Origin of the sequence: Micromonospora sp. NPDC050397, from assembly GCF_044901685.1 — a bacterium.
Classification (GTDB): domain Bacteria; phylum Actinomycetota; class Actinomycetes; order Mycobacteriales; family Micromonosporaceae; genus Micromonospora_G.
On record NZ_JBJDPS010000013.1, the window covers coordinates 163,517 to 179,760 of the forward strand.

The 16,244-nt window shown below is 73.2% G+C and carries 14 protein-coding genes and 1 pseudogene; 1 reads left to right on the forward strand and 14 read right to left on the reverse strand.

All coding sequences use genetic code 11. The annotated features are described in order from the left end of the window. Positions 1-69 precede the first annotated feature (69 nt). The 11 genes from ACI2K4_RS29665 to ACI2K4_RS29715 all read right to left on the reverse strand — a co-directional run bounded on the left by ACI2K4_RS29665 (position 70) and on the right by ACI2K4_RS29715 (position 13,050). Positions 70-2,328: a hypothetical protein gene (locus tag ACI2K4_RS29665; RefSeq protein ID WP_404516064.1), complete on the reverse strand. Its 2,259-nt coding sequence runs from the start codon at positions 2,326-2,328 to the stop codon at positions 70-72. Next, positions 2,328-3,500 carry a glycosyltransferase family 4 protein gene (locus tag ACI2K4_RS29670; RefSeq protein WP_404516066.1) on the reverse strand — a complete coding sequence of 391 codons (1,173 nt, stop codon included), beginning with the start codon at positions 3,498-3,500 and terminating at the stop codon, positions 2,328-2,330. Before ACI2K4_RS29670 ends, ACI2K4_RS29665 begins: the two co-directional genes overlap by 1 nt. Further along, a complete protein-coding gene (gene murJ / locus ACI2K4_RS29675) occupies positions 3,497-5,185 on the reverse strand; it encodes a murein biosynthesis integral membrane protein MurJ (RefSeq protein WP_404516068.1) in 1,689 nt (562 codons plus the stop codon). Before murJ ends, ACI2K4_RS29670 begins: the two co-directional genes overlap by 4 nt. Position 5,186: 1 nt before the next feature. After that, the gene (locus ACI2K4_RS29680) at positions 5,187-6,056 is read right to left on the reverse strand and encodes a hypothetical protein (protein ID WP_404516070.1); all 870 of its coding nucleotides are present in this window, start codon (positions 6,054-6,056) and stop codon (positions 5,187-5,189) included. Continuing rightward, a complete protein-coding gene (locus tag ACI2K4_RS29685; RefSeq protein WP_404516072.1) occupies positions 6,053-6,988 on the reverse strand; it encodes a copper transporter in 936 nt (311 codons plus the stop codon). Before ACI2K4_RS29685 ends, ACI2K4_RS29680 begins: the two co-directional genes overlap by 4 nt. Before the next feature lie 27 nt (positions 6,989-7,015). Next, complete coding sequence (gene steA / locus ACI2K4_RS29690; RefSeq protein ID WP_404516074.1) at positions 7,016-8,194, reverse strand: putative cytokinetic ring protein SteA; 1,179 nt, start codon at positions 8,192-8,194, stop codon at positions 7,016-7,018. A gap of 129 nt (positions 8,195-8,323) precedes the next feature. Further along, entirely contained in the window at positions 8,324-10,081 is a 1,758-nt protein-coding gene (gene recN, locus ACI2K4_RS29695; RefSeq protein WP_404516076.1) for a DNA repair protein RecN, read from the reverse strand. Between the two features lie 301 nt (positions 10,082-10,382). After that, positions 10,383-11,267, reverse strand: a complete 885-nt coding sequence (locus ACI2K4_RS29700) for an NAD kinase (RefSeq protein WP_404516078.1) — start codon at positions 11,265-11,267, stop codon at positions 10,383-10,385. Further along, the gene (locus ACI2K4_RS29705; protein WP_404516080.1) at positions 11,264-12,103 is read right to left on the reverse strand and encodes a TlyA family RNA methyltransferase; all 840 of its coding nucleotides are present in this window, start codon (positions 12,101-12,103) and stop codon (positions 11,264-11,266) included. The genes ACI2K4_RS29700 and ACI2K4_RS29705 overlap by 4 nt, the downstream gene beginning before the upstream one ends. Before the next feature lie 33 nt (positions 12,104-12,136). Further along, positions 12,137-12,391 carry a hypothetical protein gene (locus tag ACI2K4_RS29710; RefSeq protein ID WP_404516082.1) on the reverse strand — a complete coding sequence of 85 codons (255 nt, stop codon included), beginning with the start codon at positions 12,389-12,391 and terminating at the stop codon, positions 12,137-12,139. Then, positions 12,388-13,050: a phasin family protein gene (locus ACI2K4_RS29715; RefSeq protein ID WP_404516084.1), complete on the reverse strand. Its 663-nt coding sequence runs from the start codon at positions 13,048-13,050 to the stop codon at positions 12,388-12,390. Before ACI2K4_RS29715 ends, ACI2K4_RS29710 begins: the two co-directional genes overlap by 4 nt. A 119-nt stretch (positions 13,051-13,169) precedes the next feature. On the opposite strand from ACI2K4_RS29715, the gene ACI2K4_RS29720 reads away from it, so the two are divergent. Continuing rightward, entirely contained in the window at positions 13,170-13,508 is a 339-nt protein-coding gene (locus ACI2K4_RS29720; protein WP_404516086.1) for an alkyl sulfatase C-terminal domain-containing protein, read from the forward strand. Between the two features lie 76 nt (positions 13,509-13,584). On the opposite strand, the gene ACI2K4_RS29725 is transcribed toward ACI2K4_RS29720, so the two are convergent. The 3 genes and pseudogenes from ACI2K4_RS29725 to ACI2K4_RS29735 form a co-directional block, all read right to left on the reverse strand. Continuing rightward, entirely contained in the window at positions 13,585-14,637 is a 1,053-nt protein-coding gene (locus ACI2K4_RS29725; protein WP_404516088.1) for an HAD-IIA family hydrolase, read from the reverse strand. Beyond that, positions 14,634-15,509, reverse strand: coding sequence for a Replicase polyprotein 1ab (locus tag ACI2K4_RS29730; RefSeq protein ID WP_404516090.1), 876 nt, complete (start codon positions 15,507-15,509; stop codon positions 14,634-14,636). The genes ACI2K4_RS29725 and ACI2K4_RS29730 overlap by 4 nt, the downstream gene beginning before the upstream one ends. A gap of 20 nt (positions 15,510-15,529) precedes the next feature. Further along, positions 15,530-16,244: pseudogene (locus ACI2K4_RS29735) on the reverse strand (hypothetical protein); the annotation flags it as partial.

A 16,244-nucleotide genomic window follows, 5' to 3' on the forward strand; every position in this document is an offset into this window, starting at 1 on the left:
AAAAAAATGATCACGCGATCCACGGGATTCCAGGGTAACACCAGTACGACGGCCCCTGCCCGGTGCCACCTACCGTCGGGCCGCCGCCTCCCCCGGCTTCGGCTTCGGCTTCGCCGACTGCCCCGGCTCCACGCCGGGCTCCGCGTCCACGACCGGGTCCGGCTCCGGGTCGGGCTCCGGCTCGGCTGGCGATTCGGTGTCCGCGAGCAGGCCGGCGTCGAGCGCCGCCGCCGGCTGCGTACGGTCGGCCGCGTGATCGAGCACCCGCAGCGCGGCCAGCGCCGCCAGCGGTACGGTCAGCGCCGCCGCGGCCCCGGCCACGTCCAGGGCGGAGCCACCGAGCACCCCGCCGATCAGGGCGGCCACCGTGAGACCGGCCATACCGGCACGGATCGCCGGATAGATCCCGAACAGCCGTTTCAGTCCACCCCACGGCCGCAACAGGGCGAACCACACCAGGGCCGCACCGACGATGGCGAGCACGGTCAGCGGGCTCCCGACCAACGCGTCCAGGTTCGCCGAGCCGGAACGGTGCACGGTCAGCCCGCTCGTACCGTCGGCGATCGCGCCGAGGAACCGGCCCAGACTGCCCTGCTGGCCGGTGGGACGACGCATGTCGAGCACGGCGAAGCCGACGGTCACCGCGAGCCCGGCGATGGTCGCCCAGGCCAGCCGGCCCAGCGTCAGCCAGCCTCCGGTGCTCATCGCCGCCGCGACGCAGACCCCGGCGGTGAGCGCGACCGCCCCGACCGAGTCCGCGCCCAGGTACGGGCTGCCGGTGACGATCACACCGATGCCGCCGACGAGGACCACCACCGCCGGCCGCCAGCTACGGCGTACCTGCTGCGCCAGGCAGCCGGCCACCAGCAGCGTCCCGGCGACGAACACCCCGAGCCCGACCGTGCCGAGCCCGGCGTACCGGCCGCCCTCCAGGGCCGAGTAGCCGGCCACCCCGTTGAGCTGCAGGCTTGCCCCGGTCACCACGTCCACCCCGACGACCAGGGCGGCCAACCCGGCGACGCTGCCCATCGGCCCGAGCGTCCGCCGGTAGATCCGGGCGAGCCGGACGCCGGCGGTGGCGATCGCGAGGACGGTCAGGGTGACCAGGGCGAAGTAGAAGCCACCCTGGTCCGCCCGCCACCACGGCACCACGTCGGCGACCAGGGCGGCGGGGATCGCCAGCGCGGCGGCGATGAGCAGCACCTCGACCACGGCGACGACCCGGCGGGAGGCCGGTGCGGGGCCGGTCGGCCCGGCGTGCCGGCGGGCCCGGCGCAGCAGTGGCAGCACCGCGATCGCGAGCAGGCACTGGAAGCCGGCGAGCAGGGCGAAGAACCAGCTCGCCACGTGCCGCTGCGCGCCCGCCTCCCGGTCCGCGTCGGCCGGTTGGGCGATCGCCGTGGCCAGGTCGGCCGGTCGGCCGGGCACGCTGGTCGCCGCCTGCCCGAGGAAGAGCCGGTCCGGCATCGGCCGGCCGACCGCCGCCAGCGCGGTCGGCGCCAGGTCGATCAGTTGTACGTAACCGTCGCGGCCGGTGCCGGACGAGGTCAACCAGCCCTCGGACCAGCCGGGTCCGTCGGCGACCGCGACGTGCAGCCGGGACGTCTGGTCGGTGTCCGAGATGCCGGCCAGGATCACCAGCGAACTCGGCGGGCGGGCGGCCAGCACCCGGGCCAGCGCGGTGTCCGCGTGGCGGGCGGCGGCGGCGCGTACGACCGGGTCGTCCCCGGTGACCGCGCCGAGGTCGATGACGCTCAGCACGCACGAGGCGAGCAGTTCGGCGGGGTCGGCCGGCAGGCTCGGGGCGTACCGGTCCACCCGGCCGAACGGACGGGCGGCGGCGATCGCCGCACCGGGGCCGACCGCGACGGTGCAGCGCACCGACTCGGCCAACGCGCCCGGGATCGCGCCCCAGGGCTGCCGTTCCTTGTTGTACCGCACCGCGGTCTGCTGCCCGGGCAGGTTGGCGCCGATCCCGTCCGGCTGCTCCACGGTCACCTGGGGTGGACCGCAGTCCCCGGTGACCGGCTCGCCGTCCCAGGCCGCGTAGTTGCCGGCGCCGAGGGTGAGCCAGCCGTCGACCGGACAGGTCGGGGTCCGCCCCGACCGCACCGACAGCGAGCCGATCGAGCCCCGCTCCGCCATCCGCCAGAGGTTCGGTGTCGTCTCCGGGTTGACGTCCTCCCAGCGCAGCCCCGCGACGCCGGCCAGCACCACGTAGTCGGCGGTCCGCTGCGGGGCGCCGACCGCGGGTCGGACCACCAGCGCGGCGACGGCCGACACCACGACCGCCGCCGTCAGCAGCACCGGTACCAGTCGACGCAGCATCAGCCTCGCCCGTGCTCGTGGGTGGACGAGGTGTCGGGTAGTCGCCCGCCCCCCGGCACCAGTTCGGCGTAGATCCCACTGACCTCGGCGACCGTGCCGGCCTCGGTCGGCCAGGTACGGGACTGGGCCAGCGCCCGCCGGCTCAGCTCGGCCCGCCGGCCGTCGTCGGCGAGCAGGTCACGCACCGCCCGGTCGAGCGCGTCCACGTCACCCGGAGGCACCAGTACGGCCGCGTCCCCGACCAGTTCGGGGATACCACCGACGGCGGTGGCGACCAGCGGCACCCCGCTGTGCAACGCCTCCTGGGCGAACAGTTGACGTGCCTCCCAGTCGCTGGTGACCAGGGCCAGATCGGCGCCGAGCAGCAGGTCCGCGACGTCGGTACGGTGCCCGAGCAGGGTGATCGGCGCCCGTACCGTCGAGATGTCGGCGGCCAGCGGCAGGTAGGACGGGCCGCTGCCGGCGATCAGCACCACCGGGGGCGGGTCCAGGTCACGCCACCGCGCCGCCGCCCGGACCAGGATGTCGTACCGCTTCTGCGGGTGCAGCCGGCCGACGGAGAGCAGCAGCGGCTGGTCGGGGGTCACCCCGAACTCGGCCCGTACGGCGGTCCTGCCCCGACGCGGGGTGGGCAGTTCCGGTGCCGCGACCGGTGCCAGCCGGGCGTCGGTGGCGCCGAGCGCGACCACCCGCTCGACCAGGTCGGCGGAGGCGCCGAGGGCGACCGTGGCCCGCCGGGCGACGATCCGTTCCGCCCACCGGGAGAGCCGGCCGCGCAGCCCGCCGACGAGGATGGCGTTGTGCCAGGTGACCACGAGCGGTTGACGTGGCCTCGCCAGCGCCGCCACCAGGCCGGCGCGCAGCCCGTGGGCGTGGACCAGGTCCACCGGGCCGGCGAGCACCCGGCGCAGCGCGGCGACCGCCCGCCCGTCCGCCGGGGTCGGGTTGGCCGGGATCTCGATCGGCACGAACCGGGCGCCACCGGCGGTGAAGCCGAACTGTTGTTCGGTGGCCGCCGGCCCGCAGACGGTGACCGAGGCGCCGCCGGAGACCAGGCCACGGGTGAGCGAGGCGACGTGCTGGCCGACGCCGCCGGTACTCGAGGCGATGAGCAGGACCACCGACCCGGTCCAGCCGCTCGCCGCCCCGGAACGCTCGCTCCTCGCGCTCACCCCGACACCTTCTCCTCGTCTTCCTCCCGGCCCGGGTGGGTCCCGCCGTGGCCGGCACCGATCCCCAGCCGGCGCGTAAGGCGGCCGACGCGGCGGCTCACCGAGCCGACCAGCGGCCGTACGTCGTGCCGGTCCAGCGGGTAGGCCACGGCGAGGAACACCGCCGCCACAACAACTCCGGACAGCATGCCCTGCAGCAGCGCGTCCACCTTCGTCGGGGTGCCGGGCAGCACCCCGGGCAGCCAGTGGGCGACCAGGGTGCCGGCGAAACCGGCGAGCGTACCGGCGGCGAGGCCGACCAGACCGGACCGGGTGAGACCGGCGACCGCCGGCCGACCGGCGCGACGGGCGACCACCAGCACCAGCAGGCCGCCGAGGACGAGCATGCCGACCGAGTTGGCCAGGGTGACCGCGAGCAGCCGGTCGGCGTCGGGCAGCAGCCAGGCCAGCAGCACCGCGACGAGCGGCACGGTCAGCCATCCGGCGGCCGTGGTGACCGCCGCGGACCGGCTCGCGCCGCGCGCGTACAGGGCCCGGGAGAGGACGGCGAACAGGCCGTAACCGAGCAGGCCCGGTCCGAAGCCGGCGATCGCCGCCGCGGCGGGTGCCGGGTCGGCGGGGAAGAAGAACCGGGCCACCGGCTCGGCGGTGGCGATCAGCGCCGCCGCGCCGAGGCAGCCGAAGAGCAGCACCCCGCGTACGGTCGGGGCGAGGGTACGCCGGAACGCCTCCTCGTCACGCTGGGCGTACGCGGCCACCAGTGTCGGGTACGCGGCCACCGCCAGCGGCACCGCCAGCACCGCCCAGGGCAGCAGGTACACGGTCTGGGCCAGGTTGAGCAGCACCGGGTTGTTCACCTGGGCGCTGGCCGCGAGGTGGAGCATCACCAGCAGGGCCACCTGCTGGCCGGTGAGCGTCACCGCCCCGGCGACCGCGAGCCCACCGACCTTGGCGCGGTTCTCGGCGCTGAACCCGTACCCGGGTCGGGGTCGCAGCCGCAGCCGGCTGACCGGGACGACCAGGCACCCGGAGAGGACCAGCACGCCGAGGGTGGTGCCGACGGACAGGATGAGCTGCCCCCCGGCGCCGGTCGCGGCGATCGACCCGCCGCGTCCCTCGACCGCGCCGAAGATCAGGTAGACGCCGATCACGGTGAGGCTGGACAGCAGCGGGGCGAGGACCGGCCAGGCGAACCGGCGGTGGGCCTGGAGCACCCCGGTGAGCACGATGCCGATCCCGTACAGCGGCAACTGCGGGGCGAAGACCCGCAGCATCCCGGCCCCGGCGTCACGCTGGGCCGGGGTCGGATCCCCGATGATCAGCGAGACGATCGGCCCGGCGAAGAGCGCCACCAGCACCGCGAGCGGCACCAGCAGGGTCAGCGTCCAGGTCAGCAGCGCCCCGGTGGTCTCGGCCACCGCGCGCCGGTCGCCGGCCGCGACCGCGCCGGCCAGCAGCGGTACGACCAGACTGGCGAGCGCCCCACCGGCGACGATCTCGAAGACGATGTTCGGGACCGTGTTCGCCACGACGTAGACCCCGCCGAGGTCCGTGTCGCCGACGACCCAGGTGAAGACACCGGTACGCCCGAAGCCCGCCAACCGGCTGGCCACGGTGAGTACGGCGATGAGCGCGGCTGCCCCGGCGACCCGGCCGGTGCCGGCGAGGGGTGCCGGTGCGGTCACGTCAGTTCGGTCGCCGGCCCAGGGCGTCCAGCTCGCGCAGCCCCCGGGTGTTCTGGATGACCTTGGTGAAGCTGACCTTCTCGCTGGCGGCGGTGAGCGCCACCAGGACGGTCAGGATGCCGGCCCGCCCCACCGGCCCGGTACGGGCGGCGAGCGCCACCCCGAGCAGGGCGCCGAGCGCGTTCGCGCCGCTGTCGCCCAGCATGATCTCCTCGTCCAGGTCGGCCGGCAGCAGTCCGGCGGCGGCGCCGACCGGTCCGGCGGCGAGCCCTCCGGTCGGGCCGGGCATCAACGGGGTGCCGAGCAGCACCCCGGCCTTGAGCGCCCGGCCGGGGCGCAGGTCGAGCAGGTTGACCAGGTTCGCCGTACCGGCGATCACCCCGGCGCCGAGCAGCACGTCGGTCGCCTGCCCGAGCCGGCCGCCCCGGCGACGCCGGGACCGTACGGTCGGGTCGGCGGCGAGCAGGGCGGCGGCGGCCAGCCCGGCGGCGCCGACCCCGGCGACCTTGACCAGGCCGCTGGTGACCCGCCCCTGCCGCAACGCGCCGACGTGCCCGGCGAAGCCCTTGGCCGCCTTCTGCTCCGGCCGGGCGCCGACCACGTCGTCGTAGAGACCGACCGCGCCGGAGCCGATCCCGGCGACCAGCGCCGCCGCGGCGGCCGGGCGGCTCGGCGCCCCGAGCGCGGCGGCCGACGAGGCGGCGGCGGCGAGGGCCGGTCCCCCGGCGAGGGTGACGGTGCGGCCACGGAAGTTCGTCCGTTCCAGGGCCGGTGCCACCGGCAGCCGGTTGACCAGGCGCAGGGCCGCGCGGGCGGCCAACGCCGCTCCGCCGGCCACCAAGCGGCGGCCGGCGCTCCGCTGCCCGCTCACTCGGGCCGCTTCGGCAGCAGCGAGGTGGCGCCCGCGCCCAGGCCGTACTGGCCAGCCTTCTTGTCGACGATCTGCTCGACCGTGGCGAGCGCGGCGACCACCTGCCCCTGCACGGTGTTGGCGTGGTCGACGGTGGAGATCGTCTTGGCCAGTGCCGGGTCGTCCCGGACCGCCTGGACGATGTTGCCGGTGCTGGTGCCGCTGCCGGCGACGACGAGCGGCACCGCCTTGTCGAACTGCTCGGTCATGGTGACCACGGCCTGGTCCTTCTGCGCGGACTCGCGGTCGACGTACGGCTGCCCGCTGATCACGACGACGGCCTCCGCCGGCCCGGTCACCTTGTCGGCGACGTTGAGGTAACCGGAGTTGCTGTACGTGTCCAGCACCGACCGGCGGTCCTGCTCGGTGACCGGCACCCCGTCGGGGCGGTCGAGCAGGGCACTGGCCAGGAAGGCGCTGGAGGTCTCGACGCCGTTGCTGTTGCCGGGCAGGCCGTTGGCCGGCACGCTGGGCCGGGCCGCCCGCTCGGCGAGCCCGAGCAGGTCCACGCTGTTGTCCGGGTTGACGAACTTGTCCTGGATCTCGATCCGCCCGGTGATCGTGGCACCGGTCTGCCGGAGCATCTCGATCACCCCGTCGACGTGCTTCTCCCCGCTCGGCAGGGCCACGACGAGCAGCCGGCGCCCGGTGAGGGTGCCGGCGAGCAGTCTGGGTGCCGATTCCCGGGCGTAGTCCTCCTCCCGGGTCACCTCCTCCTGCAGGCTGCCGACGGTCTCCCGCAGGATCTGGTTGTCCTTGCCCAGCTCGTTGACCCTGGCGCTGAGTGAGTCGGCGACCGGCCCGTTGAGCGCCGCGGTGCCGACCACCAGTCCGATGGCGAGAGCCAGGAAGACCGCGGTGATGGACACCACGTGGTACCGGAAATTGATCACGCTTACAGCCCCTTGATCGTGGACGGCCTAGAACAGCTGCCCGAGCTGGAAGACCAGATTGTTCCACCACTCGGAGGCCACCCCGAGATAGGCCTTGCCGACGGTCGAGACCGCGACCGCGGAGGCCATCGCGGCCACCGCCGAGAGGACCAGCAGCAGCAGCGACGACCCGGAGATGTTCTGCCGGTAGAGCCGGCTGACGCCCTTGGCGTCGACCATCTTGCCGCCGACCTTGAGCCGGGTCAGGAACGTCGACGCCATGCCGCCGCGTCCCTTGTCCAGGAACTCGACCAGGGTGGCGTGGGTGCCGACCGCGACGATCAGCGAGGCACCCTTGCCGTCGGCGAGCAGCATGGCGAGGTCCTCGCTGGTGGCGGCGGCCGGGAAGGTGGTCGCGGTGACGCCGAGCTGCTCCACCCGGGCCAGCCCCGGCGCCCGTCCGTCCGGGTACGCGTGCACGATCACCTCGGCGCCGCAGCGCAGCACGTCGTCGGTGACCGAGTCCATGTCGCCGATGATGATGTCGGGGGTGTAGCCCGCCTCGACCAGCGCGTCCGCGCCCCCGTCGACACCGATCAGCACCGGCTTGAACTCCCGGATGTACGGGCGCAGCACGTCCAGGTCGGCCTTGTAGTCGTAGCCGCGCACCACGATCAGGCAGTGCCGCCCTCGCATCGAGGTCTCGATCGCGGGCAGCCCGACCCCGTCGAGCAGCAGGTCACGTTCCTGTTTGAGGTAGTCCATCGTGTTGGCGGCGAAGGCCTCCAACTGCACGGAGAGCCCCTCGCGCGCGTCGGCCATCGCCTTGGCCACCGTCTCGGTGTCCTGCCGCCCGCCGTGCGCCACCGGCTCGTCCCCGACGAAGACGGTGTTGCCGTCGATCCGCACGGTGTCACCCTCGCGAACCAGTTGGAAGACGTCCTCGCCGAGGTCGTCGACGAGCGGGATGCCGGCCTTGACCAGCACCTCGGGCCCGAGGTTGGGGTAGCGACCGGAGACCGACGGCTTCGCGTTGAGTACGGCGGCGACCCCGACCGCGACCAGCGAGTCGGCCGCGACCCGGTCCAGGTCGACGTGGTCGATCACCGCGATCTCACCGGGACGCAGGCGACCGACCAGACGCTTCGTCCGGCGATCGAGGCGGGCGGTGCCCACGACGATGCCCGGTTCCGTGGTCCGGGTCCGGCGCAAGATGGGTAGACGCATCGGGACCATCCTGGCATGCGCGCGCACGACTTTCCGTCACGACATGCCTGAGCAGGGCGGCAAGCGGGCCGTTAGCTGAGCGAAGCACACCCTATGCCCGGTTGGTGTGCCAGAAGTCACATTTCCCCGCTATGGTCGGCGGTCCCTGGCCGCGACGGCCAGCAACTCCTCCGCGTGGGCGATACCCAGATCCGAGTCCGGCAAACCTGCCAGCATCCGGGCCAGCTCGCGGGCCCGCTCGGTGTCCTCCACCACCCGCACACCACTGGTCGTCACCGCACCGCCGGTGTCCTTGGCGACCACCAGGTGCCGGTCCGCGAAGGCCGCCACCTGCGGCAGGTGGGTGACCACCAGCACCTGGTGGGTACGGGCCAACCGGGCCAACCGGCGGCCGATCTCCACCGCCGCCTGCCCGCCGACACCGGCGTCGACCTCGTCGAAGACAAGCGTGGGCGGCCCACCGGACCCGGCGAAGACCACCTCGATGGCGAGCATCACCCGGGACAGCTCGCCACCGGACGCCCCCCGCTGCAACGGCAGCGACGGCGCCCCGGGGTGGGCCAACAGGCGCAACTCGACCTCGTCGACACCGTCCGGCCCGACACCCACCTCCGCGCCGTTGACCGTCAGCGTCGGCTCCGCCCGGCCGACCGGCCGGGGCAGCACCGCCACCTCGATCCGGGCGTGCGGCATGGCCAGCCCGGCGAGTTCGACGCTCACCTGCTCGGCGAAGCGGACCGCCGCCTCGCGCCGGGCCGAGGAGAGCCGGGCGGCCAACTCGGCCACCTCACCGGCGAGCCGCTGCCGCTCCCGGTCCAGTTCCTCCAGCAGGTCGTCGGAGGTGTCCAGCTCGGACAACCGGGTCCGGGCCCGCTCCGCCCAGGCGATCACCCCGTCGACGTCGTCGGCGTACTTACGGGTCAGCGCCCGAAGTGCCGCGCGCCGCTCGTAGATCGTCTCCAGCCGGGCCGGGTCGGCGTCCAGGCTGGCGAGGTAGCCGGAGAGTTCGGCCGAGACGTCGCCGACCAGGGTCGCCACCTCCGCCAGCCGGCCGGCGAGATCACCGAGGGTACGGTCGACGCCGGCCTGCGCCTCGAGCGTCCGCCGAGCGGTGCCGAGCAGCGCGGTCACGTCGGGGGTGTCGTCGGACGGCTCGATCCCGCCGGCGACACACTGGTGCGCCAGTTGGGCGGCCGTGCGCAGCCCCTCGGCGTGCTCCAGCCGGGACGCCTCCTCCTTGAGGTCGTCGTCCTCACCGGCCTGCGGGTCGACCCGGGTGATCTCGTCCAGCCCGAGCCGGAGCAGGTCCGCCTCCTGGTTGCGCTCGCGGGCGTTGCGCCGCCGGTCGGCCAGGTGGTCGGCGACCCGGCGCCACTCGTGGTACGTCTCGCGCAGGGCCTCCAGCAGTTTCTCGTGCTCCGGGCCACCGAACCGGTCGAGCGAGGCTCGCTGCTCCGCCGGACGCAGCAGCCGTAGCTGGTCGGACTGCCCGTGCACCGCCACCACCTGCTCACCGATCTCGGTCAGCATCGCCACCGGCATGCTCCGGCCGCCGACGTGGGCCCGGGACCGCCCCTCGACCGTGACCGTGCGGCTGAGCAGCAGTGCGCCGTCGTCGTCCGGCTCGCCACCGGCGTCAACGATCCTGGTGTGTACGGCCGTCGCGCTCGGCTCGGAGAGCCGCAGCCGCCCCTCCACCATCGCGCGACCAGGGTCGGCGCGCACCCGCCCAGCGTCGGCCCGGCCACCGAACAGCAGCCCGAGACCGGTCACCACCATCGTCTTGCCCGCGCCGGTCTCGCCGGTAATGACATTCATGCCGCTGGTCAACGGCAGTGTGGTGTCCTCGATGACGCCCAACCCGGTGATGCGAAGCTCTTCCAGCACAGCACCCGACAGTAGTGGCGGGGGCCGACACTTGACCACCCGACGGGCGGCCCGAACCCCGACAGTCACGACCGGCACCGACGCGCCGACGCGGACACTCCGGCCCGCCACGCACACCGCTCCGCCCCCGGGAGCCGCATTCCGTCGGCACCGCGTAACGAACCCACGCCACCGCGTCACCGACATCGGCAAAAAACGGCCCAGGAGCGACAGTGGGCGCTACGGCCCGGCCGCCGCCACACCGAAGTCAGGTCCGGAAAGTCCGAAGCGCCTGTTTCATCAGAACCACCGCATCCGGTCGTCAGCGGCGACCGCCGCGCCAGCCCTGCACCGGAAGCCCGAACTTGGCCACCAGCCGGTCGGTGAAGGGCCGGGGCCGCAGCCGGACGATCCGCACCGGCAGGGCACCGCGCTGCACCGTGACCCGGGCGCCGGGCGGCAGGTCGTAGACCCGCCGGCCGTCGCAGCAGAGCACGGCCAGGGTGGTGAACGGGTCCACAGTGATCACGAAGGTCGAGGTCGGCGCGGTGACCAGCGGCCGGCTGAACAGCGCGTGCGCGCTGATCGGCACCAGCAGCAGCGCCTCGACCTCCGGCCAGACCACCGGACCACCGGCCGAGAAGGCGTACGCGGTCGAGCCGGTCGGGGTGGCGCAGACCACCCCGTCGCAGCCGTACCGGGACAACGGGCGGCCGTCGACGTCGACGAGCAGTTCGAGCATCTGGGCCCGCTCGCCCTTCTCCACACTCGCCTCGTTCAGCGCCCAGCTCTCGATCGTCGGGCCGCCCTCGAACTCGGCCCGTACGTCGAGCGTCAGTCGCTCGTCCACTGTGTAGTCCCGGCTGACCACGTCCCGTACGGCGAGGTCCAGGTCGTGGATCTCCGCCTCGGCTAGAAAGCCGACCTTGCCGAGGTTGATCCCGAGCAGCGGCGCCTTCGCCGGCCGGGCCAGGTCGGCGGCGCGCAGAAAGGTGCCGTCACCGCCGAGGGCGAACACGATCTCGGCACCCTCGGCGGCGGTCGCACCGCTCACCGGCACCACGCCCGGCAGGTCGAGATCGTCCGCCTCCTCGGCGATCACGCGTACCTCGAAACCGGCCGTGATCAGGTCCGCCGCGACCGTACGCGCATGCTCGGTGCTGCGCCGCCGGCCGGTGTGTGTGACGAGCAGTGCGGTCCGACTCATCCGACCTCCTCCTGCGTCGACTCCCGCCCACCGGCCAGACCGGCGAACACCACCGACCGCACCCGCTGCTCGTCGGCGGCGGGCGCACCCTGACGCAGCCAGACGAAGAATTCCACATTGCCACTCGGACCGGGCAGCGGGCTCACCGCCACGCCAGCAAGCCCCAGACCGAGGTCCGCCGCGGCGGCGGCGACGTGGAACACCGCCTCGGCCCGCAGCTCCGGATCGCGCACCACCCCGCCCGGACCGACCCGGGTCCGCCCCACCTCGAACTGCGGCTTGACCATCAGCGCCAGGTCACCGTCGGGCTTGGTGCAGCCGGCCAGCGCGGGCAGCACCAGGCGGAGCGAGATGAACGACAGGTCGGCCACGGTGAGGTCCACCGCACCGTCGACGAGTTCCGGGGTCAACGTCCGTACGTTGGTCCGCTCGAACAGGCGTACCCGTTCGTCGCTCCGCAGCGACCAGGCGATCTGCCCGTAGCCGACGTCGACCGCCACCACCTCGGCGGCACCGGAGCGGAGCAGCACGTCGGTGAACCCGCCGGTGGAGGCGCCCGCGTCCAGGCAACGCCGGCCGGTCACGGAGAGCCCGTCCGGTCCGAACGCGGCCAGCGCGCCGGCCAGCTTGTGGCCGCCACGGGAGACGTACTCCTGGGTCGGGTCGTCGCCGAGCACGCGGACCGCGTCCGCCGGGTCGACCATGGCCGCCGGCTTCCGGGCGGCCATCCCCCGGACCTGGACCCGCCCGGCCTCCACCAGCGCGGCGGCCTGCTCTCGCGAGCGGGCCAGACCACGGCGGACGAGTTCGGCATCAAGCCGGGTGCGACGTGCCATGCGAGGGCTCTCCGGTGAAAAAAGAGGGGATTTTCAGGCCTGGTCGATGGTGGCCAGGGTCTCCTGCAGAGTATGGTGCGCGGCTTCGTACTGGGCGATCTGGTCCGCCGGGGGCAGGTCGGCCGCGTTCGCGATAGCGTGCAGGGCCGCGTCCACCGCAGGATGCCCGGAACCGCCGGCGCCGTCCTGGTCGTCCCGGTCGGTCGGGCGGGCGGCCGGGGGTGGTGCCGGCCGATAACCGCCGGGTACGCCGGGTCGGGGTGGTCCGGGTACGGGACCGCTGCTCACTCGGCACCTGATCCGGTAGCCGGCGGTGCCTTCTTCGCGGCGGTCTTCTTCGCCGGTGCGGAGAGCCGCTTCACCGCGATCTTCTTCGCGGTCGTGGGCGGCGGCTGCTCGGCGGCCGCCTTCTTGCCCAGCGCGGCGGCGGTCTTCTTGGCGACGACCTTCTTCGCCACGGCCGCACTGGCACCGGCCTGCTCGGCGACCGCGTTCTCGGCCGGGGTCCTCGCCGCGACCGCCTTCTTGGCCACCGCCTTCTTCGCGACCGCCTTCCTGGCCGCCGTCTCCGGATCGGCGGGGCCGGGCGCGGCACCGCTCGGCCCCGGGGCGCTCGGACCTGAGGCGCTCGGACTCGCCGTCGCGGCCTTCGTGGCGCGCAGTTCCCGCTCGAGCTCGGCGACCCGCTCGTTCAGGCTCGCGACCTCCTCCTGGGTGGCGAGTCCGACCACACCGAGTGCCCGGTCCACCTCGAACCGGACAAGCTTGGTCATCGCCTCCCGGTTGGCCAGCCCGGTGGACCGCAGTTCCTCGGCCAACGCCTGTAGCTGGGCTGCGGTGGCGCCGCCCTGACCGACCAGTTTCCTGGCGACCGACTGGGCCCGTTTCCTCGACGACTCGGTCACGCCCATGGCCAGTTCCAGGTAGGCCCGCCACGCGTCCTGCATACCCGAATCCTTCCGCTGTCGGACTATCAGCTGTCACGCTACCGGGCGCCGGTCACCCCCTGGTGCGGTACGGTGCCGGGGAACGGGCGTGGCGTGGCGGGTGACAAGGAGGACGGGCATTGGCCAGCGTTGACGAGTGCCGACAGGCGTTGCACGATCTGGCCGCGCGGATGGACGCGAACGCGGCCAAGGTCCGGGACCACGTCAACCTCGAACGGACGTTGGCCTGCCGGATCAGCGACCTGGACTGCGCCTTCCACGGCCGGATCAGCGACGGTCGGCTGCTCGACCTCGCCGACGGCGACGATCCGGACGCGAAGATCGCCCTCACCACCACCAGCGACGACCTGGTGAGCCTGGTCGCCGGCCACCTCGACGTTCCGAGGGCGCTCGCCGCCCGCCGGGTGTCGGTCGACGCCAACCCCTTCGACCTGCTCAAACTTCGCAAACTGCTCTAGCGCGGGCCGAAAACGGCGCCGGCCGGACCAACTGGCCCGACCGGCGCCGACGGCATACTCAGCCGGACGAGCGCACTCAGCCGGAGAGGCCAAGTTGACGCAGCGCGACGGCGGCGGACTCGGAACCGGGACGTAGCCCGGAGACCGGTTGCCCGGACCAGGCCACGGCGCACAGCAGGCGCAGTGCGTCGAGCGGCTGCCCATCCCCGGCCAGCGACGCTTCCGTACCCAGCGTCAGTCGCCAACCGTCGGACTCGACAACAGCCGCCCCGGCCTGCTCGCCGGTGGCGACCGGCTCCCCGTCCAGGCGTACCACCGCGTCGGGGTCGAAGAGACCACCAAGATCCCGAGCCACGTACGTGGGCCGGGTCGACGCGGGCGCGATCAGCAGATCCGCCGCCGAACTCACCCCGGTGAGCACCAGCAGGCTGTCCATGCCAGCCCGGCCGGCACCCTCGATGTCGGTGTCCAACCGGTCCCCGACCGCCAGTGCCCGCTCCGCACCTGCCTGCCGGGCGGCGGTGCCGAACAAGGCCGGTTCCGGCTTGCCGACGACGAGGTCCGGGTCCCGGTTGAGCGCCGTACGCAACGCCGCCACCAACGAGCCGTTCCCGGGCAGCGGACCACGCGGACTGGGCAAGGTGCGGTCGGTGTTGGTGGCGATCCAGAGCGCACCCGCCCGGATCGCCACCGACGCCTCGGCGAGGTCGACCCAACCAACCTGCGGCCCGTAGCCCTGCACCACCGCGGCCGGCGACTGGTCAGCCCGCTCCACCGGCACCAACCCGACCGCACGCACCTCGGCCCGGAGCGCCTCCGCCCCGACGACCAGGACCGGCGCGCCCGCCGGCAGACGCTCGGCAAGCGCTGCCGCAGCCGCGACGGAGGAGGTGAGCACCTCGTCGGGTCGAGCGTTGACGCCCATCCCGACGAGCAGCTCGGCGACCTCCGCCGGACGGCGAGAGGCGTTGTTGGTCGCGTACGCCAGCGGCTTCCCCTCGGCGTGCAGCCTGGCCACCGCCTCGACCGCGCCCGGGATCGGCCGGTCGATCAGGTAGAGCACGCCATCCAGATCGAAGATGACCAGGTCGTACGCATCGACCAGCGGCTGTCCCGGGGTCGCGGTCACGATCCGGTCGGTCCGCTTCGCTCTGCCGACCGCTCCTCGTCATCCGAACCCGTGCCGGACGACTCGGTCTCGGACCCGGTCACCGTACGCGCAGCAGGCTCGTCGCGGTCTTCGTCGTCATCGTCATCATCGTCATCGTCGTCATCATCGTCATCGTCATCGTCATCGTCATCGTCATCGTCATCGTCATCGTCGTCATCATCGTCGTCATCATCATCATCATCATCATCATCATCATCATCATCGTCGTCGTCGGAAGCGTCCGCCGTGTCCTGACCCTCGACATCCTCGTCGCCCTCGATGACAACACCGTCGAGTTCGAGCAGACGCTCGGCGGCGTCGGTCTCCGAGTCCTCATCGGCATCGGCCGCACGCGCGAACCACTCCCGGGCTTCTTCCCGCCGGCCAACCGCCAGCAGCGCATCCGCGTACGCGTAACGCAGCCGGGCCGCCCACGGCTCGTCCGCACCACCGGTCAGCTCCCGAACCTGAAGCATCGCTACCGCCGCGTCGCCCTGGCCCAGGTCACCCCGAGCACCGGCGGCGACGATCAGCAACTCGATCGCCTGGGCGGGATCCATCGACTCGCGGTCGGCTCCCCGGAAGAGGTCGATTGCCCGCTCCGGCCGTCCCAGTGCGCGCTCGCAGTCAGCCAGTACGGGAAGGTGGGTCTGCTTGCCGCTCATCCTGTGGTAGGTACGCAGCTCGGCAATGGCCGACTGCCACTCCCCGGCGTGGTACGCGGCCAGCCCCACCGCTTCCCGTACCGCTGCAATCCTCGACGCGAGGCGTCGAGCCGCGAGGGCGTGCGCCAGCGCAAGTTCCGGTTCCTCGTCGATCAGTTGTCCGGTGGCGACCAGATGCCGCGCCACCGTCTCCGCGACGGGCTTGGTCAGCGACAGCAGCTCTGCCCGGACAGCGCCGTCCAGATCGGTCGCGGCGATATCGTCGGGCAGTACGGGCGCGTCCGCAGCCGCCTGGTCGCCCTCACGCGCGGAGCCCCGGTCGAACCGGTTCGGCCCCGCCTCGCCACGCCCCCGGTAGCCACCCTCACGGTCCGGCCCACGCCGGTCGTCGCCCCGTGGCCCGTTGTCCCGGGCCGGGCGGGATCCGTCGTGCTCCCGCCTGAATCCACCGCTCCGGGAGTCCCGGTCCCCGCCGAAACCACCCTCGCGCGGACCGGAACGGAAGCCGCCCTCACGGGAACCACCATCGCGCGGCCCGGAACGGAAACCACCCTCACGGGAACCACCATCGCGAGGCCCGGAACGGTAACCACCCTCGCGGGAGCCACCACGAGAATCCCGGTCACCACCAAAGCCGCCCTCACGGGGACCTGAGCGGAAACCACCCTCACGTGGCCCGGACCGGAAGCCGCCGTCACGGGAACCACCGCCGTCACGAGGTCCGGAACGGAAACCACCCTCACGGGAACCACCGCCGTCACGAGGTCCGGAACGGAAACCACCCTCACGGGAACCACCGCCGTCACGAGGTCCGGAACGGAAACCACCCTCACGGGAACCACCATCGCGAGGTCCCGAGCGGAAACCACCCTCACGGGAACCACCTCCGTCTCGAGGTCCGGAACGGAAACCACCCTCACG